This window comes from Caulobacter sp. BE264, from assembly GCF_031457805.1.
Lineage (GTDB): Bacteria > Pseudomonadota > Alphaproteobacteria > Caulobacterales > Caulobacteraceae > Caulobacter.
This window is the reverse complement of sequence record NZ_JAVDXI010000004.1, coordinates 195639-213235: the sequence shown is the minus strand read 5'-3', so window position 1 is coordinate 213235 and position 17597 is coordinate 195639. Positions and strand designations below refer to the sequence as shown.

The 17597-nt window shown below is 68.3% G+C and carries 13 protein-coding genes and 1 tRNA gene; 8 read left to right on the top strand and 6 right to left on the bottom strand.

The genetic code is table 11. The annotated features are described in order from the left end of the window. Positions 1–13: 13 nt before the first annotated feature. The 6 genes from J2X45_RS11635 to J2X45_RS11610 are packed head-to-tail and all read left to right on the top strand — an operon-like array spanning position 14 to position 4401. Entirely contained in the window at positions 14–526 is a 513-nt protein-coding gene (locus J2X45_RS11635; protein ID WP_310214805.1) for a histidine phosphatase family protein, read from the top strand. Then, positions 523–867, top strand: a complete 345-nt coding sequence (locus J2X45_RS11630; protein ID WP_310214803.1) for a DUF952 domain-containing protein — start codon at positions 523–525, stop codon at positions 865–867. The genes J2X45_RS11635 and J2X45_RS11630 overlap by 4 nt, the downstream gene beginning before the upstream one ends. Then, positions 864–1922 carry a quinone-dependent dihydroorotate dehydrogenase gene (locus tag J2X45_RS11625; protein WP_310214801.1) on the top strand — a complete coding sequence of 353 codons (1059 nt, stop codon included), beginning with the start codon at positions 864–866 and terminating at the stop codon, positions 1920–1922. Before J2X45_RS11630 ends, J2X45_RS11625 begins: the two co-directional genes overlap by 4 nt. Continuing rightward, complete coding sequence (locus tag J2X45_RS11620; protein WP_310214799.1) at positions 1919–2656, top strand: TVP38/TMEM64 family protein; 738 nt, start codon at positions 1919–1921, stop codon at positions 2654–2656. The genes J2X45_RS11625 and J2X45_RS11620 overlap by 4 nt, the downstream gene beginning before the upstream one ends. A 9-nt stretch (positions 2657–2665) precedes the next feature. Further along, positions 2666–4159: a HAMP domain-containing sensor histidine kinase gene (locus tag J2X45_RS11615; RefSeq protein WP_310214796.1), complete on the top strand. Its 1494-nt coding sequence runs from the start codon at positions 2666–2668 to the stop codon at positions 4157–4159. 11 nt (positions 4160–4170) lie between these two features. Further along, on the top strand, positions 4171–4401 hold the full coding sequence (locus J2X45_RS11610; protein WP_310214795.1) for a hypothetical protein: 231 nt from the start codon (positions 4171–4173) through the stop codon (positions 4399–4401). A gap of 7 nt (positions 4402–4408) precedes the next feature. Here the strand turns inward: J2X45_RS11610 and ggt are convergent, their stop codons facing one another. Beyond that, positions 4409–6148 (bottom strand): gamma-glutamyltransferase, encoded by a 1740-nt coding sequence (gene ggt / locus J2X45_RS11605; RefSeq protein WP_310214794.1) that lies wholly within the window; start codon positions 6146–6148, stop codon positions 4409–4411. Positions 6149–6401: 253 nt separating this feature from the next. Here ggt and J2X45_RS11600 point away from each other — a divergent pair. Beyond that, positions 6402–6478, top strand: a tRNA-Arg gene (locus J2X45_RS11600). 602 nt (positions 6479–7080) lie between these two features. Here the strand turns inward: J2X45_RS11600 and J2X45_RS11595 are convergent. Then, on the bottom strand, positions 7081–9327 hold the full coding sequence (locus J2X45_RS11595) for an FG-GAP-like repeat-containing protein (protein WP_310214792.1): 2247 nt from the start codon (positions 9325–9327) through the stop codon (positions 7081–7083). A 199-nt stretch (positions 9328–9526) separates the two neighbouring features. Between J2X45_RS11595 and J2X45_RS11590 the strand changes: the two genes are divergently transcribed. After that, positions 9527–11347 (top strand): alpha/beta fold hydrolase, encoded by a 1821-nt coding sequence (locus J2X45_RS11590; protein WP_310214791.1) that lies wholly within the window; start codon positions 9527–9529, stop codon positions 11345–11347. Between the two features lie 152 nt (positions 11348–11499). Here J2X45_RS11590 and J2X45_RS11585 read toward each other — a convergent pair whose 3' ends face one another. Genes J2X45_RS11585 through kdpB form a run of 4 tightly spaced genes read right to left on the bottom strand, consistent with a single transcriptional unit; the run spans position 11500 to position 17595 of the window. After that, positions 11500–12228, bottom strand: coding sequence for a response regulator transcription factor (locus tag J2X45_RS11585; RefSeq protein ID WP_310214789.1), 729 nt, complete (start codon positions 12226–12228; stop codon positions 11500–11502). Between the two features lie 7 nt (positions 12229–12235). After that, positions 12236–14914, bottom strand: a complete 2679-nt coding sequence (locus tag J2X45_RS11580) for a sensor histidine kinase KdpD (RefSeq protein ID WP_310214787.1) — start codon at positions 14912–14914, stop codon at positions 12236–12238. Beyond that, complete coding sequence (kdpC, locus tag J2X45_RS11575) at positions 14914–15507, bottom strand: potassium-transporting ATPase subunit KdpC (protein ID WP_310214785.1); 594 nt, start codon at positions 15505–15507, stop codon at positions 14914–14916. Before kdpC ends, J2X45_RS11580 begins: the two co-directional genes overlap by 1 nt. 27 nt (positions 15508–15534) lie before the next feature. Next, on the bottom strand, positions 15535–17595 hold the full coding sequence (gene kdpB / locus J2X45_RS11570; RefSeq protein WP_310214782.1) for a potassium-transporting ATPase subunit KdpB: 2061 nt from the start codon (positions 17593–17595) through the stop codon (positions 15535–15537). Positions 17596–17597 lie beyond the last annotated feature (2 nt).

Genomic DNA, 17597 nt, shown 5'->3' with positions numbered 1-17597 from the left:
TATGGAGAGCGCCATGGAGCGACTGATCCTGATGCGCCACGGCAAGGCCGAGCGGCACGCCCAGAGCGGCGGCGACTTCGAGCGCGCCCTGGCTCCGAGCGGCCGCGCCGACGCATCGCTCATGGGCAAGGTGCTGGCGGGTCTGGCCTATGAGCCGGACCTTCTTCTGGTCTCGTCGGCGCGGCGGACCCGCGAGACGGCCGAGCAGGTGACGGCGCATTTCCCCAAGGCGCGCGTGGAGCACCTGCGCGATCTCTATCACGCCGATCCGGAGGAGATCCTCCAGGCCGTCGAGGACGCGGTCGACGCCGCCGGCACGGTGATGGTGGTCGGGCACAATCCGGGCATGCACGAACTGGCCCTGCGGCTTTGCCTGGGCGGTGAAGCCTCGCCGATCCAGACGAACAAGCTGAGGGGCCGCTTTCCCACCTCGACCGTCGTGGTCCTGGCGTGGGACGGGACGGAGAACCCGCGCCTGGAGCATCTGCTTTACGCCAACGAGAACGGGGGAATGGGCGGCGAATGACCCTGATCTACAAGATCCTGTCCCGCGCCGAGTGGGACGCCGCCAAGGCCCAAGGGCGTTTCGAGGGCTCGGCCGTCGATCTGGCCGACGGTTTCATTCACCTGTCCCCCGCCGACCAGGCCCAGGAGACCGCCGCCAAGTGGTTCAGGGGGCAGGCGAACCTCGTCCTGCTGGCCGTCGAGGCCGAGCCGCTGGGCGAAGCGCTAAAGTGGGAGGCCTCGCGCGGCGGGGCGCTTTTCCCGCACCTCTATCGTCCGCTGCTCGCGTCGGAAGTGGCGAGCGAGGCGGATCTTGACCTGGACGCTGACGGCGTGCCGCAACTGGGCGACCATCTCGCATGAGCCTTCACGACATCGCCGCCCGCGCCCTGCACGCCTTCGAGCCCGAGGACGCTCACGGCTGGGCCATCCGGGGTCTGAAGTGGGGTCTTGGCCCGCGGGATGCGCAGCCCGACGATCCGATCCTGGCGGTGAAGCTGGCGGGCCTGGACCTTCCCAACTGCGTGGGCCTGGCCGCCGGCTTCGACAAGAACGCCGAGGTCCCCGACGCCATGCTGGCCGCCGGGTTCGGATTCGTGGAGGCCGGCACGGTCACGCCGCTGGCCCAGGCGGGCAATCCGCGTCCCCGCCTGTTCCGGCTGACGGAGGACCAGGCGGTGATCAACCGCATGGGCTTCAACAACGGCGGCCTGGAGCCGTTCGCCCAGCGCCTGTCGGCGCGTCAGGGCCGAGAGGGTGTTGTGGGCGCCAATATAGGGGCCAACAAGGACGCGAGCGACCGCATCCAGGACTATGTGACCGGCCTTACGCGCCTGTGGGGCCTGTCGGACTATTTCACCGCCAATATCTCATCGCCCAACACGCCGGGGCTGCGCGCGCTGCAGACCAAGGCGGCGCTCGAAGAGCTTCTCGGGCGGCTGGCGGAGACCCGCGCGGCGCTGAAGGTGGCGTCCGGCGTGGACTATCCGATCTTCCTGAAGGTCGCCCCCGATCTGGAGGACGGCGAGGTCGAAGCCATTGTCGAGACCGTGGTCGATGCGGGGCTCGACGCCATCATCGTCAGCAACACCACCATCGCCCGGCCTGAAACGTTGAAGTCGCGCTTCGCCGGCGAAAGCGGCGGCCTGTCGGGCGCGCCGCTGCTGGAGGCCTCGACCGCCGTGCTGGCGCGCTTCCATGCCGCCGCTGCGGGGCGCGTCGCGCTGATCGGCGCGGGCGGCGTGGCCGACGGGGCGGGCGCCTACGCCAAGATCCGGGCCGGCGCGCGGGCGGTGCAGCTCTACTCGGCGCTCGTCTATGGCGGTCCGGGCCTGGTCACCCGGATCAAGCGCGATCTTGCCGCCCGTCTTCGCGCCGACGGCTTCGCCGCCGTCGAGGACGCGATCGGGGCCGCATGACGCGCGCGCAGATCTTGATGCGCTTGCGGCGTTTCGGGCCGTTGGCGGTGGCCGCGATCCTGTGCGTCGCCGCCTTCGCCAGCGGTCTAGTCGAGCATCTATCTCTGGAAGAGCTGCGCCAACGCGGGACCGAGCTTCAGGCCTTCGCCCGGGAGCACCCATGGGCGTGCGCGGCGGCGTATCTGGCCATCTACACCGGCTCGGTGGCGATCTCGTTGCCGGGCGCCCTCATTCTCTCCCTGTCGGGGGGCTATCTGTTTGGCCCGATCGGCGGCGGCTTCGCTGCGGTGGCCGGCGCCACGGCCGGGTCCACGATCACCTTCCTCGTCTTTCGCTCGGCCTTCGGGGACGCCCTGCGCCGAAAGTCGGGCGCCTTCGTCTCGCGGATCGCCGAAGGCTTTAAGGGCGACGCCTTCAACTATCTGCTGACCTTGCGCCTGATCCCGGCCTTTCCGCTGTTGGCGGTCAATGTCGCCGCCGGGGTGATGAACGTCCGAGGACGCACCTTCCTGCTGGCCTCGGTGCTGGGCATGATCCCCAGCTCCTTCGTCTATGCGGGGATCGGCGCGGGCTTGGGACACGTGTTCGCCAAGGGAGGGCCCGTCACGATGGAAAGCCTCTTGTCGCCACGGATCTATCTGCCGATCATCGGTATGGGCGTGCTGGCGTTTCTGCCGCCGTTGTGGCGCCATTGGCGCAATGGGCGCGCGATCGCGTCGCTGGACGAGAAGTAACCGCCCCGGATGGTCGAACCCGGCTCGCCTTCGGAAGACAAAACCCAGAAGCCCCGGAAGCGCTTTCCGTGGCCGGGCGGTCTGTCGGCGCGCCTGCTGTTGTTCACCGCCGTCGTCGTCAACTTTGGCGGCCTGCTGATCCTGCCGCCCGCCCTGGCGGCCTATGAGGAGCAATGGCTCCTGGACCGGGTCCGCGCCGGGGAACTGGCCTCGACCATCGCCGAGTCTGACCCCGAGCTGCGGGTCAGCGACGCGGTCGCCAACCAGATGTTCGACCAGGCCGGCGCGGTCACGGTGGCGGTGCAGGTGGATGGCGCGCGCCGTCTTGTCCTCCCGCCCAAGCAGCCGTTCGAGACGCCGTATCTCGTCGATCTTCGCCGCCAGAACCCCGGCTCCTGGCTGGCCGCGCCCTTCTACACCCTGACCAGCCCCAAGGGCGCGATGGTCCGCGTGATGGCCGAGCCGCGCTTCCGCAAGGCTGAGTTCATCGAGGTGGTGCTGCCCGACGCGCCGCTGAAGGCCAGACTCGTCGCCTATTTCTGGCAGTTGGCGGGTGTGACGATCTTCGTGGCCACCCTGGCGGGCGTGCTGGTCTACGCGTTCCTGAACATCTTCCTGGTGCGGCCGATGCAGCGCATCACCCTGGCCATGGAGGCGTTCCGCAGCGATCCTGACGATCCGGCCGCTCGCATCGCCCTCTCAAATCGCCGTGACGAGATCGGCCGCGCCGAGCTCGAGCTCGACCGCATGCAGGCCGACCTGCTGGCGGCGCTCTCGTCCAAGGCCCGCCTGGCCGCATTGGGTGAAGCGGTCGCCAAGATCAATCACGACCTGCGCAACATGCTGACCAGCGCCCAGATGGCCTCGGACCGTCTGGCGGCCCTGGGCGACCCCAAGGTCGCCCAAGCCCTGCCGCGTCTGGAGCGCGCCCTCGACCGCGCCATCAACCTGGCCTCCGACGTCATGGCCTATGGCAAGTCCAAGGAGCCCGAGCCCGTCACCCGGATCATCCCGCTGCGACCCGCGCTGGACATGGCCGCCGAGGATGCGGGCCTCTCGCCCCAGGGCGTCAGCCTGGAGACCGTCATCGGCCCGCGCGAGCAGGTGCTGGCCGATCCGGACCAGCTGCACCGCATCCTGACCAACCTCTTGCGCAACGCCCGTGAGGCTATCGAGGGCGCGCCCGATCGCGGCGGCAAGGGCAAGGTGTTTGTCGAGCTGCGCCGGGCGGAGGGGACGAGCATCCTGCGCCTGTCCGACGACGGGCCCGGCGTGCCCGAGCGCGCTCGCGCCAATCTGTTCCAGCCGTTCGTGGGGTCGGTGCGTCGGGGCGGCACGGGCCTTGGCCTGGCCATCGCTCGCGAGCTGGCGCAGGGCCATGGCGGCGATCTGGCGCTGGTGGAAACCGGACCCGGGGGTTCGGTGTTCGATCTGACCTTGGCCGGGGCGCCTGAGCCCCTGCCTGAACCTGACGACAAGGCCGCCGACGCGTCGGCGAGCTAGAGGAAGTCGATATGGCCACGACCTGGACCATCGCGGTGAAGTTGGGCGCCTCCCCGGAAGCCGCGCCGATCCATGAAATCACGGTCGAGGCGCCCGACGCGCCCTCGGCCCTGCGCCGGGTGGCGGCGATGGTCGCTGTCCAGAACGCCGCCGACGCGGAGCTTCTGGTCGACGGCCAGGAAGAGGTCTTCTCCCGCGCTGAGGTCGAGGCGGGCCTGGAGGAGCACCAGGCCCAGACCTGAGCGGGGCTTAAAGCCCCTTGGCCACGCCCTCGCGCCGCGGGTCGGCGCCGCCTTCCAGCACATTGCCCGGGCGCACGATCACGCCCTGCAGGCCCGAGGTCTCCAACTGGCCGACCTTGACGGCCACGCCGCGCGCATTGAGCGCCGCCAGCATTTCCGGACCGAAGAGGTCGGCGTCGCCCGAGAAGTTCTCGCCGCGCGCCACCAGGTTCGGCAGCGAGACGGCCTGCTGCATGTTCAGGTTCCAGTAGAACAGCCCGACCATGGCCTTCAGATTGTAGGACAGGATGGCGTTGCCGCCCGGCGAGCCGACGGCGGCCAGGAACTTGCCCTTCTTGTCCAGCACGATCAGCGGCGACATCGACGAGCGGGGCCGCTTGCCCGCCGCGATGGCGTTGGCCGCCGGCGCGCCGTCCTTCTCCACCGGCGAGAACGAGAAGTCGGTCAGCTGGTTGTTCAGGAAGAAACCGCCCACCATCCGGCCGTTGCCGAAGATGCTCTCCACCGTGGTGGTCATCGAGACGACGTTGCCTTGTGTGTCGGCCACCACGAAGTGGGTGGTGCCGCCCGGCTCGTGGGTCTTGTCGTCGCCGACCTTGGGCGCGCCCTTGGGCTTGCCGAACGGCGGCGCGGCGCCGGCCTTGTCGGTGATCAGCTTCGCGCGCTTGGCGACATATTTCGGGTCCAGCAGGCCCTCGACCGGGACGGTGACGAAGTCGGGATCGCCGACATAGCGGTCGCGGTCGGCGTACATCACCCGCTCGGCCTGGGCCAGCAGGGTCCAGGCCACCGGATCGGTCGGACCACGCTTGCCGATGTCGGTGTGCTCCAGCATCCGCAGCGCCTGGATGATCGCCAGGCCGCTGGACTGCGGGTTGGGCGTGCAGACGGTGTAGACCTTCCACGGACGGCACAGGGCGGTTCCCGAGCGCGGCTTGTAGCGCTTCAGGTCGTCCAGCGAGATGCTGCCGGGCAGTTCGCCCTCGCGCACCCGGTCGACGATCGCCTGGGCGATCGGTCCTTCATACATCGCCGAAGGACCCTCTGCGGCGATCCGGCGGACCGTCTCGGCGTAGGCCGGGTTCTTCAGCACGTCGCCGGCCTTGTAGCGGGTCCCGTCCGGCTTGGTGTAATACTTGACCGCGTCGGGCTGCGAGGCCTGCGGCGCGCGGCCGGCGATCATGCCGGCCAGGCGGGGACTGACCACGAAGCCGTCGGCGGCCAGGGTCTCGGCGTCCTTGAAGAGCGTGCGCCAGGCGACCTTGCCGTGCTCCTTCTGCGCCTGGGCCAGCATGGCCACCGCGCCGGGAACGCCGGACGAGCGGCCTGACAGCAACACCTTCACAAAAGGCAGGGGCTTGCCGTCCGGACCCATGAACATGTCGGGCGTCGCGCCGCTCGGCGCAGTCTCGCGGCCGTCATAGGCGGTCACCTTGCCGGTCTTGGCGTCGTACAGCATCAGGAACGCGCCGCCGCCCAGGCCAGAGCTCTGCGGTTCGACCAAGCTCAGAACCGCCTGGATGGCCACGGCCGCATCGACGGCCGACCCGCCGTCGCGCAGCACCCGCAGGCCCGCCTCGACCGCCAGCGGATTGGCCGCGGCGACCATGCCCTTGGCTGGAGTCGAGGTCGCTGCCGGACGCGGCGTCGGCATCGCCAGCGGGATCGACTCGGCCTGCGCGGCGACCGGGGCCAGGGAGAACTGCAACGCGACGGACAGGGCGAGCAGGGAAGCCAAACGACGCATACGGATCCTCATGACGGGCGCTAGGGACGGCCTGCCCGCCGTCCTGGATGTCTCCATGGACACCAAACCTGTGGCGGTGTCACGCCCCGATGGACCGCCCGCAACCCCAAACGCGGTCCCTGAACCGCCGCTGCGCAGGGCTTTGCACGTCCGCGAACAGTGGTGCGCGAAACTTTTCGAAATTATCGTGCAAACCGGGCTTGCGTCCCCGGAACGGCTGGGCTATCTCCCCCGCCTCGCCGCAAGGCAGTGCGCGCCCGTAGCTCAGCTGGATAGAGCATCAGACTACGAATCTGAGGGTCGGACGTTCGAATCGTTCCGGGCGCGCCATTCTTCCAAAGACCGTTGAAAGCCCTGCTGTTTCAACGCTTGGAAGGCAGTCTTCGGACGATTGCTGCGCAAACCTGCTAGACAACCGCGACCGCAATCATGGTCTAAGCGCCTATAAGGGCTCGGGAAAAAGCCGGGTCACGATCGGGAGATTCTCCGGCTCGGCGGCGGTCGCCAGGCGATGAGAGCCGCGCTGGTTGTTGAGGCAGGTCGCTGGCCGGCCCGCTGCTTGATGCGGCGCCGTATGAGGCTAGAGCGACCAACTGACGATCGTTTCCTGGAAAAAAGCCATCACCGTTGAAATCGCCAACAGCGCGACAGGTCACATTGACGGTGAAGATGCCCGGTTCGTGGCGATCGGCGACGATCGGATAGGAGTAGAGCCCGTGGTCTCCCGGATGGACACCGTCAGAAGGCCCAACTGCTCCGCCTTGTAGTAAGCGATCGAAACAGGTGGCTTTTGCGCGCTGAGCGTAACGGGCAAGGCGATCTCCGCGGTGAGCCGGAGGCCGGTCACGGCGCATAGCCTTGCGAACAGGGGCGCGTCGCGCGCCGCGTTGCTGGATCCGCGCCGCCGCCTCGCGGGCGCGCTGCGGCGATCTTCATCCGCCTCCGAAGATGAAGTCCGCCTTGTAGTAGCCCTTGGCGGGATCAAGAATGTCGATCGCGAAGGGCGCGACGCCGTCCGCCAGATCGGTCAGCCAGGCGGCGTTTGATCTGGCCATGACGCCGACGTCCGCCTTTTCCGCCTCGGCCAGAAGCCAGCCCACCATAGCGGCCTTGGTTCCCAGGCCGTTCGGGCCATCCCCGCCGTAGCTCGCGAAGTAGTCGACCCTGGCGTCAATCAGCAGGTGGACCTTGGCGTCGGTCGGCGTCCCGCCGAAGATCGCCGCGTAAGCCTTCTTGGTGGCGTCGAAGAGCGACAGCGAACCATAGTCGGTGGAGAACTTGGCGGCCCCTTCGCCGACCTTGCCGAGGTTGACCGCGAAATTGATATAGCGGTTCTCCAGATTGAAGGTCTGGTAGTAGGCGCTGTTGAGGTTGTTTGCGTTCGGTCCGGTGGACGAGACCAGATAGTCGACGCCAGCCTGGCTGGGGATCTTGCCAGTAAAGAACAGATAGCTGAGCGTCGCGACCGAAGTCGTCTGGTCGGCGGCCTTCACCACCTCGGCGATGGCGGCGGAAGAGGTCAAGGCGCCGGCGGTGATCTTGGCCGTGAGATCGGCTGTAAGAGCCCCGCCGGCGTCCGCCGCTGCGCTGCCGCGCAGCAGCGAAGCGATCGCCAACCCCACCGTGGCGTCGCCCAAGCTGATGGACCTGTCCGCAAAGACCAGGTTTTCGACATTGATCAGGGTGTCGGCGCCGTCGCGCGGATTGGCGCGGGCGTCGGAAACGGTCCAGCCCGACGCCGTGACGCCGATCGTGTAGTCGGTCGAGAGGCCGCCGTAACGCGCTTCGTCGACGCCAGTCCCGCCATCGATCCGGTCCGCGCCCGCGCCGCCGACCAGAATGTCGGCGCCGTCGCCGCCACTCAGCACATCATCGCCCGCGCCGCCGAAGATGACGTCGTTTCCGGCCAGGCCGCTCAGGGTCTCGGCGCGCGCGTCGCCCACCAGGGCGTTGGCGGCGGCGTCGCCGCTCACCGAGACGCCGGCGTCACTGGACAGGTGTATGGCGAAGTGTTCGGCCCCCTCCCAGATCCCGCGCCAGGCGATCACGTCCGTGCGGCCGTCGCCGTTCACATCGGCCGCCTGAAGCCGGTCGTACTGCGAGATGTTCAGCCAGCCCGTGGGCAGCTGCACGAAGCGGCCCGCGCCGTCATTCAGGAACACCGCCTGCCTGTGGCTGTTCGACGCGACAAGGTCGACATAACCATCGCCATTGATGTCGATCACCTGGGTGCGGGCGTACCAGTCTTCGGTGCTCTGGACCGGCAGGCGCTTTGCGGTCTCGTTGGCGAAGCCGCCCTGGCCGTCGTTGATCCAGACCTGGGTCGTACCGGGCTTGAACAGATCCACAACCGTCGTCATGACGAGGTCGAGCTTGCCGTCGCCGTTGATGTCGACGGCCTTGGCGTCGATCACAGTCTCGGAGGCGCCGTTCCGGGGCATCGCGAAGGCGGAGAGGGCGCTGAAATTGCCTTTTCCGTCATTCTTCAGCAGACGGGCGTTCTGGGTCTGGGTCTCATTCGGCGTCAGGAGCAGATCAAGGTCACCGTCGCCATCAGCGTCGAACAACAGGCTGGTCGGCGAATTGTACTGGCCCGCCACGAGGTCGGCCGGCAGGCCCGCGCGGCTCAAGGTGAAGTTGGCGGCGCCGTCATTGAGCAGCAGGTACGACGCTTCTTCGGCGCCGCCGTTGTAGTTGCCGACATAGAGGTCGATATCGCCGTCGCCATCGATGTCTCCGGCCGTCGCCGAGTGGCTGAAGTCGGTCAGGGTCGGGAGCCGCGCGGTGGCGTTGACCACGCCCGTAGCGCCGGAGGACAGAAAAAGGGCGTTGCGCGCGCCGGGGAAGGGCGCGGCGTCATAGCCATGGTCGGCGAAAAAGGCGTCAGCCCGACCGTCCTTGTTGAAGTCGGCCACCACGATCTGGCGATTGTGCACCGTTACGGGGGGCTGGTCGCCGAAGAGAGCGCTCGTCGCGTCTGTAAATCCGCCCGCACCGTTTCCGGTGAGCACCCGGATCGGGATCGCCCGATCTTCCAGCGGATAGAGGAAGTAGCCCAGGGCGATGTCGATCTTGCCGTCGCCGTTGAAGTCGGCGACCGCGATCTCGTGCACCGATGCTGTCGTAAAGCCAGCGCGCAGGTTGAACGCCAGATCCTGGGTTTGAAAGGTGATGGCCATCGAACTTCTCTCGGGTGCGCCGAAACGTGAGCCGGCGCGCAGCGGCAGCTAACCCAACTGCAGCGGAGCGGGCATCGCCATTTGTAAGGGGGCGCCAATGTTCCCTGGACGTCCGGACAAGCGCGCTCCAAGGTCTGGTCACGCGCCGGATCGATCGCTTGAAAGGCGCGCGTGTGATGGCGGAATCGGATTTCAGTTCTTGGTTGAGGGTGGCTTTCCGTCTTTCCTGCAGGCCGTCCTGGATGATGCGGACGCCGTCCTCGCAACGACTCAAGCCGCCCCCGGCGCTTTGGGCGACTTGATCGAGACGGATGCGGCGGAGGCCAGATTTCTGCCCCTGCTGGACGCGCAGAGCGTCGCGGCGGCATTGCTGGACGCTCACGGCGCAGTCCAAGTGGCCTCGCGCGTTTTTTCTGAAGAAGGGGGCGAGCGCTACATCGACGCGGGACTCGCTGACCGCGCGCTGCGGTCGCTCAAGCCCGTCGTGGCGCCTGTCGCTGTTGAAACCGACACCGGTACGGACTCCGCCATATTCGTCTACGCCTCCGCAGCTGCGGCCTTCCCGCGGTGGCATTTGCCGCCTGAGCTCATGACCGCGGCCTCGGCGGGCAAGGTGGTGGTGCTGACCACCCTGGCCGCGCGCGCCGGACCAATCGAACGCGCTTGCGCCGCCTTCGGCCTTACGCCGGCGCAAACTCGCGTGGTGTCGGCGGTGGTTCGAGCGGGGTCGATCAAGGCGGCGGCCGCAAGGCTTGAGCTGTCCCACGTCACGGCGCGCGAGACGCTGACGGAAGTCTATCGGCGCACGGGTGTGCGGCGCTTGCCGGAGCTTGTCGGGCTTCTCTCAGGTCTCGCGTTCGGACTCTTGCCGTCGCGCGCCGATCACTCCGGGTTGCTGGTCGATGTCTGGGGGCTGACCCAGAAGCAGGCCTCGATATCGCTTCTGCTCGCCGGCGGCGCCTCGCGAGAGGAAGCCGCCCGCACACTGGGTCTGTCGGTTTCGGTCGTGCGCAAGGATCTGGAGCAGATCTTCGCCGCTCTACGTGTGACCTCGGCCACCGAACTCGCGCGCACTGTGTCGACCATGAGCATGCTCGGCGCCCTGCTGGGCGCGACCCGCGGACAGCTGGGCTTCTCGGATCCTCGCGCTGAACCGTTGCGATTGCTGCCTCGGGGCGATGGAACACGCATTGCGTGGAGTGACTACGGTCCGGCGGGCGGACGCCCCGTGCTGATCGTACACTCAAGCATGACCTCGCGGCTGGCGCCCTCTGGCCTGGTGGCCGCGTTGCAGGCGGAAGGCTTTCGCGTTCTGTCGATCGATCGTCCGGGCTTCGGTATGAGCGATCCCATCCCCGGTCTGCGGCCGGGCGAGCACGATCCCTTCGAAACGGCCGCCGAAGATTTTATCACCTTGCTGGACGCGCTGCGTCTGCCGACCATCGACATCGTCGCTCGCGGCGGCGCCCAGGCCGTGCTCGCCATGGCCAGACGCGCGCCTGAGCGCCTGGGCAAGGTGGTGCTGGTCAATCCCGACCCGCCTACGAGCGCCGACGGGCGTCGACACGGGCCCCTGGGCGCCTTCAAGGAAGCCTATTTTCGCCGGCCCGAACTGATCGCGACGTTCGCGCGCCTCCTGGCCGGCAGCCTGACGCGTGAGCGTTTGGACAGGATCATGAAGCAGTCGATGCGCGGCAGCCCGCCCGACGAGGCCGCCGCCGCCGACCCGCGTTTCGCCGAGGACTACTGGCGATCGGTGCGCATGTTCGCCACGGGCCGGATCGAAGGCTATGTCAATGAGCAGGTCGCCATCGCGCGCGGCGGTGAGCTCGCGCCGATGCAGGGTCTCTCGCATTGGTCGATCCTGATCGGCGCGCATGACACCATGCACGATCCGCGGCACGTCGAGCGCTATTGGCGCGACGTGCTCCCAGACAGCCACTTCGAGCTCACGCCGGACGCGGGTCGCTTCTTGGCGATGACCCATCCTGAACGCATCGCACGGGTTCTCGCGGGCTGACGCGCCAGAGGCGGCGACGCATCAGCCGCCATCGGCCGGGCTGGTTCGGCGCTGTGATCGGCCGTTCATCTGGCCGACAGCGCGGTTTCACCCGCCGCTCTTAGTCCTGGTCGTGCGGGCTATGGCCCGCGCCACAGGCCGTCCTATCCGGTTTAGCCGGGCCCATCTAAACCAGACGGGCTCCAGCGGGTCTGGGCCTGGAGGCGATAGCCAACCCCAGGTTCGGTCTGGATCAAGGCGGGATGCGCGGGGTTGTCCTCAAGTTTCTGCCGGAGTTGTCCCACAAAGACCCGCAGGTACTGGGTGTCCCCGGCGTGGGCGGCGCCCCAAACGCTGACAAGGAGTTCCTTGTGCGTCAGCACCTTCCCGGGCGAGAGCGCCAATCGTGAGAGGAGCTCAAACTCCTTGGGCGAAAGCTTAACGGCGGCGCCGGATTTGGTCACCAAACGCCGATCGAGATCGATCACGACCTCGCCGAAAGACACCGGCCCCGTCGGCCGCTTCGGCGCCGCCGACTGCCTGAGCGCCACGCGCAGCCGCGCCAGGAGCTCCCCCACGCCGAAGGGCTTTTCGACATAGTCGTTGGCGCCCCGGTCCAGCGCCTCGATCTTCTCGACTTCGCGATCGCGGGCCGAGAGGATCAGGATCGGACCTTCATAGAAGGCCCTGGCCTTTTCCAGGACGTCCTTGCCGTCCATGTCAGGCAGGCCAAGATCCAGCACCACGGCGTTTGGGGACCAGAGGGCGATGCCGCGCAAGCCCTCCTGGCCGCTGTCGGCGCGCAGCGCCTCGTAGCCCGCCGCATCGAGCGCCGGCCCCAGGAAGCGGTGGATCTGCGGTTCATCGTCGATGACGAGGATGCGGTGGCGAAGCGCGCTCATGGGGCCGTCATAGCAGGTGATGCGGCATCGTGACGGACTTGGGCAGGCTGATCAGGATCCGCGCGCCTTTTCCGTCGTGGATCGGGCTGGCGGCGGCGATCCGTCCGCCCAGAGCGTCGATGAAGCCCTTGGCGATCGAAAGCCCCAAGCCTGCGCCCTGGGTGCGATCGCTGGGCTCCTCCATGCGGCGGAACTTGTCGAACACCCGCTCCAGCTCCGACGGCGGGATGCCACGCCCCTCGTCCTCGATGCTGATCACCACGTTCGAGCGGTCCTCATAGGCGGCCATCTCGATGCGCGCCTCGACTGGGCTATAGGCGATGGCGTTCTCCAGCACATTGACCACGACCTGTTCCAAGAGACTCGCGTCGGCCTTAACCAGCGACAGCTCGCGGGGAAAGTCCCGGGTGAGCGCGCGTCCCCCCAGGCGGCGTGACACCCGGTCAGCGGCGGCGTTCAGCACGTCGCGGACGTCGATCCAGTCGGTCCGCAGCCGCAGGGCGCCGCCTTCGATCCGGGTCATGTCCAGCAGGTTGGCCACATAGCGGTTCAGCCGCTCGGCCTCCTCGCGGATGCTGACGATCAGGTCCTCGCGCACGTGCTTGGCCAGCTTGTCGCCGTAGTCGATCAGGGTTGTGGAGGCCCCCAGCACCGTCGAGAGCGGCGTGCGCAGGTCATGGCTGACCGAATTCATCAGGGCCGAGCGGAAGCGGTCCGCCCGGCGAAGCGTCTCGGTCTCGACGGCCTCGGCCGCAAGCTGCGAGCGCTCCAGCGCCACGGCGCCCTGTTCCAGCAGCGCCAGGACGAGCCGCTCCTGGTCCGCGCCGAGCGGCGCCGCCCCCGCCGCCAAACCGGCGACGCCTGTGCGCGCCCGCACGCCGTCCAGAGGCCAGAAGGTCCACCGGGCTTGAGGCAAGGTTCCTGTCCCAAAGCCGGCGGCCTCGCCCTTATCCCAGGCCCAGCGCGCGGCGGCCATCTGCGCGGCGTCCAGGGGCGCGAGCTCGGGCGAGCCATGCGCCAGCGCGATCTCATCCCCCTGCGGCAGAAGGACGACGGCGCTCGCCCCGGCGGCGGCGGAGAGCTGCTCGGCCAGCGCCTTGGCCACGGCGTCGCGACCGCTTGCGGCGGAGAACGTCCGGCTGGCGGCCAGCAGCGTGGTGACAGCGGCGGCGCGGCGCTGAGAGCCCAGCGCCTGTTCGCGCACACGGCCAGCCAGCCCGCCTGACGCCAGGGCCACCGCCCAGAATACGACCAGGGTGATGAAATCCGTGGGCGAACCGACCACGAAACTGTAGCGGGGTTCGAGGAAGAGGTAGTTGTAGACCAGAAACGCCACGGTCGCGGCCGCCAGGGCGGGCCTCAAACCGTGCAGCACGCCCGCCGCCAGCACGGCCGCCAGGAAGATCATCCCGAGGTCGACGCGATTGAACGCGACGTCCAGGCCCCAGGCGGCCAGGGTGGCCGCGGCGATGAACAGAGCCCCGACCGCATAGCCACGCCAACGATCGGGTTGGGGCGGATCAGGCGGTCGCGATGCGCGCTCTGGCGCAGCCTCGGTGACGACGTGAACCGCGACGCCGCGCGCCTCCCGTAACAGCGCGCTCGCCAGGGAGCGCCCCATAAGCTCGCGCCAGCGGCTCTCGATCGACTTGCCGATGACGATCTGGGTGACGTTCTGACGGCGCGCATAGGCCATCACCGTATCGACGATGTCGCCGCCGCTGAGGGCGACGGTGGCGCCGCCCAACTGCTCGGCCAGGCGGTAGGCCTCGCGCAGGCGCGCGGCGTCACCGTCCTTCGCCAGCGGGCGGTCAGTCCGCTCGACATGGGTGACGGTCCATGGGGCGTCCATCATCATGTCCGACAGACGCCGCCCTGCGCGTACGAGGGTGGCCGCCATGGTGTCGCCGCTGACCAGCACCAGGATCCGCTCGCCCGCCGCCCAAGGACCCTCGACGCCCTTTTCGCGCATCGTGGCGATCAGCTGATCGTCCACCGTCTGCGCTGCGCGGCGCAGCGCCAGCTCGCGCAGCGCCGTCAGGTTCTCGATCTTGAAGAAGTTGTCTGCGGCAAGGCGGGCGGTCTCTGGCACATAGACCTTGCCGGCGGCCATGCGCTCGCGCAGCTCGCCGGGCGTGATGTCCACGAGCTCGATGTCGTCGGCGCGCGACAGGGCGCTGTCGGGCACCGTCTCGCGTTGCCGCACCCCCGTGATGCGCTGGACGACGTCGACCAAACTCTCCAGGTGCTGGACGTTGAGGGTGGTCCAGACGTCGACGCCGGCCGCGAGCAGCTCTTCGACATCCTGCCAGCGCTTGGGATGCCGCGAGCCGATGGCGTTGGAATGAGCGTATTCGTCGACCAGCAGGATCTTGGGCTTACGCGCCAAGGCCGTGTCGATGTCGAACTCCATCTGGACGCGGCCGCGATGCTCGATTGGCCTGCGGGGCAGGACCTCCATGCCACGTAGCAGGCTCTCGGTTTCGCGGCGGCCATGGGTCTCCACCACACCGATCAGAACATCGGCGCCCTCGGCCTTTCGGCGGCGGGCGGCGCGCAGCATCTCGTAGGTCTTGCCCACGCCCGGCGCCATGCCCAGAAACACCTTCAGGCGCCCCCGGCGCGCCTTGTTGGCGGCGGCCAGGAGCGCCTCGGGGTCCGGTCTTTTCGGGTCGTCGGCCGGCACTAGCCGCCTTTCTCGTTGGCGATGAGCGGATAGCGAGTGTCGAGCGCCCGGTTTAGGGTCAGAACATTGACGCGCGGCTGGCCAATGAAGCCGAGCAGCGGCGACCGGACCTGACCGTCGATCAGGGCGGTGACCTCATTCTCCGGAACGCCGCGCGCCTTGGCGATACGGGGCGCCTGGAAGCGGGCGTTGGCCGGCGAGATGTCCGGATCCAGGCCCGAGGCCGAGGTGGTGACGGCGTCGGCGGGGATCGTCACGTCCGGGTTTTCCGAGCGCAACGCCGCCGCGTGGGCTTTCTGCCGGGCGATCAGCGTCTCGTTCAGCGGGCCCATGTTGGAGCCGCTCGACGCGCCGGCGTCGTAGCCCGAGCCCGCAGCCGAGGGGCGACCGTGGAAGTACTCGGGCCTGGCGAAGGCCTGACCGATCAGGGCCGAACCGACCACCTTGCCGTCCGCATTGCGGATCAGGCTGCCATCGGCCTGCGTGGGAAAAGCCGCCTGGGCGACGCCCGTGACGGCCAGGGGATAGGCCAGGCCCAGCAGGGCGGTGAACAGACCCATCGAAACCAGGGCCGGGCGAAGATGTGAAAGCATGACGGATGACTCTCCGATGGCTTGTGTTTACGCCAGACCCAGGGCCGAGACCACGAGGTCGATCAGCTTGATGCCGACGAACGGCGCGATCAGGCCGCCCAACCCGTAGAGGGTCAGGTTGCGCGACAGCAGCTTGCCGGCGCCGACGGCGCGGTACTTCACGCCCTTCAAGGCCAGGGGGATCAGGGCGACGATCACCAGGGCGTTGAAGATCACCGCCGACAGGATCGCGCTCTGCGGGCTGTGCAGCTTCATGACGTTCAGCGCGCCTAGCGCCGGCAGCGAGACCACGAACATCGCCGGAATGATGGCGAAGTACTTGGCCACGTCGTTGGCGATCGAGAAGGTCGTCAGGGCGCCGCGGGTGATCAGCATCTGCTTGCCCACCTCGACGATCTCGATGACCTTGGTCGGATCGCTGTCGAGGTCGACCATGTTGCCGGCCTCGCGCGCGGCCTGAGCTCCTGTTTGCATGGCGACGCCGACATCGGCCTGGGCGAGGGCGGGTGCGTCGTTGGCGCCGTCGCCGCACATGGCCACCAGGCGACCCTTGCCCTGTTCCTCTCGGATCAGTCGCAACTTGTCCTCGGGCGTGGCCTCAGCCAGGAAGTCGTCGACGCCGGCTTCCGAGGCGATGGCGGCGGCGGTCACAGGATTGTCACCGGTGATCATCACCGTCCGCAGGCCCATGCGGCGAAGGTCCGCGAAGCGCTCCTTCACCCCGGGTTTGACGACGTCCTTCAGGTGGATGACGCCGACCAGGACGCCGTTCTCACTGACCGCCAGCGGGGTGCCGCCCGAGCGGGCGATGCGATCCACGGCCGCGGTCAGCTCGGTCGGAATGCTCTTGGGCTCCAGCGACAGCGACCGATAGACGGCGTCCACCGCGCCCTTGCGCCAGCTATGACCCTGATGGTCGAGACCGGACTGGCGGGTCTGGGCCGTGAACGGGATCGCGGTCGCGCCTTCCGGTGGCTCGACGGTCAGGCTCGCGTTGCGCGCCAGTTCGACGATCGAACGACCCTCCGGCGTCTCGTCGGCCAGCGAGGCCATCAGGGCCGCTGTCATCGCCGCATCCGGACGCACGCCCGGGGCGGGGATCACCTCGGTCGCCATGCGGTTGCCGAAGGTGATGGTGCCGGTCTTGTCCAGCAGCAGGGTGTCGACGTCACCGGCCGCTTCGACCGCGCGGCCGGAGGTGGCCAGGACATTGACCTTCAGCAGGCGATCCATGCCGGCGATGCCGACGGCGCTCAGCAGGCCGCCAATGGTCGTCGGAATAAGCGTGATGAACAGCGCGCCCAAAACGATTGGGTCCAGCGCGACGCCCGAGAACTTGCCCAGGCCCAGCAGCGTCACCACGGCGATCAGGAAGATCAGGGTCAGGCCGGCCAGAAGAACCGCCAGGGCGATCTCGTTGGGCGTCTTGCGCCGGTCCGCGCCTTCGACCATGGCGATCATCCGGTCAAGGAAGGTCGAGCCCGCCTCGGCCGTGACGCGGACCTTGATCCAGTCGGAGACCACGGTGGTGCCGCCGGTGACGGCTGAGCGGTCGCCGCCGCTTTCGCGGATGACCGGCGCGCTCTCGCCGGTGATGGCCGCTTCGTTGACGCTGGCCATGCCCTCGATGATCTCGCCATCGGTCGGGATGACCTCGCCGGCCTCGACCAGGATCACCTCGCCGACGCCGAGCTTATGCGCAGGGGTCGGGATCCAGGTTCCGGTCTTGGGGTCGATGATGAGCTTGGCCTTGGTCGTCACGCGGGTGGCGCGCAGGCTATCGGCGGCCGCCTTGCCCCGCCCTTCGGCGACGCTTTCGGCGAGGTTGGCGAACAGGACCGTCGCCCACAGCCAGACGGCGATCTGGACGGCGAAGCCCGCAGCCTGGTGGGTGACCACGGCCGCGACCGCCGAGATGGTCGACAGCAGGGCCACCAGCCAGGTGGCGAAGATCACCGGATTGCCGGTCAGCTTGCGCGGATCGAGCTTGAGGAAGGCGTCCTTGGCGGCGCGGGCCAGCACGGCGCCGGACAGGCCGCCCGCCAGGGCGCGTCGCCCCTCGCCAGCGTGGATATCTACGGATGTCATGG

Excerpts from the sequence above, each read along its gene's own strand:
- kdpC (WP_310214785.1), bottom strand. The coding sequence starts at position 15,507 with ATGCTTTCACATCTTCGCCCGGCCCTGGTTTCGATGGGTCTGTTCACC.
- J2X45_RS11585 (WP_310214789.1), bottom strand. The coding sequence starts at position 12,228 with ATGAGCGCGCTTCGCCACCGCATCCTCGTCATCGACGATGAACCGCAG.
- kdpB (WP_310214782.1), bottom strand. The coding sequence starts at position 17,595 with ATGACATCCGTAGATATCCACGCTGGCGAGGGGCGACGCGCCCTGGCG.
- J2X45_RS11625 (WP_310214801.1), top strand. The coding sequence starts at position 864 with ATGAGCCTTCACGACATCGCCGCCCGCGCCCTGCACGCCTTCGAGCCC.
- ggt (WP_310214794.1), bottom strand. The coding sequence starts at position 6,148 with ATGCGTCGTTTGGCTTCCCTGCTCGCCCTGTCCGTCGCGTTGCAGTTC.
- J2X45_RS11635 (WP_310214805.1), top strand. The coding sequence starts at position 14 with ATGGAGCGACTGATCCTGATGCGCCACGGCAAGGCCGAGCGGCACGCC.
- J2X45_RS11630 (WP_310214803.1), top strand. The coding sequence starts at position 523 with ATGACCCTGATCTACAAGATCCTGTCCCGCGCCGAGTGGGACGCCGCC.
- J2X45_RS11620 (WP_310214799.1), top strand. The coding sequence starts at position 1,919 with ATGACGCGCGCGCAGATCTTGATGCGCTTGCGGCGTTTCGGGCCGTTG.
- J2X45_RS11610 (WP_310214795.1), top strand. The coding sequence starts at position 4,171 with ATGGCCACGACCTGGACCATCGCGGTGAAGTTGGGCGCCTCCCCGGAA.
- J2X45_RS11615 (WP_310214796.1), top strand. The coding sequence starts at position 2,666 with ATGGTCGAACCCGGCTCGCCTTCGGAAGACAAAACCCAGAAGCCCCGG.
- J2X45_RS11595 (WP_310214792.1), bottom strand. The coding sequence starts at position 9,327 with ATGGCCATCACCTTTCAAACCCAGGATCTGGCGTTCAACCTGCGCGCT.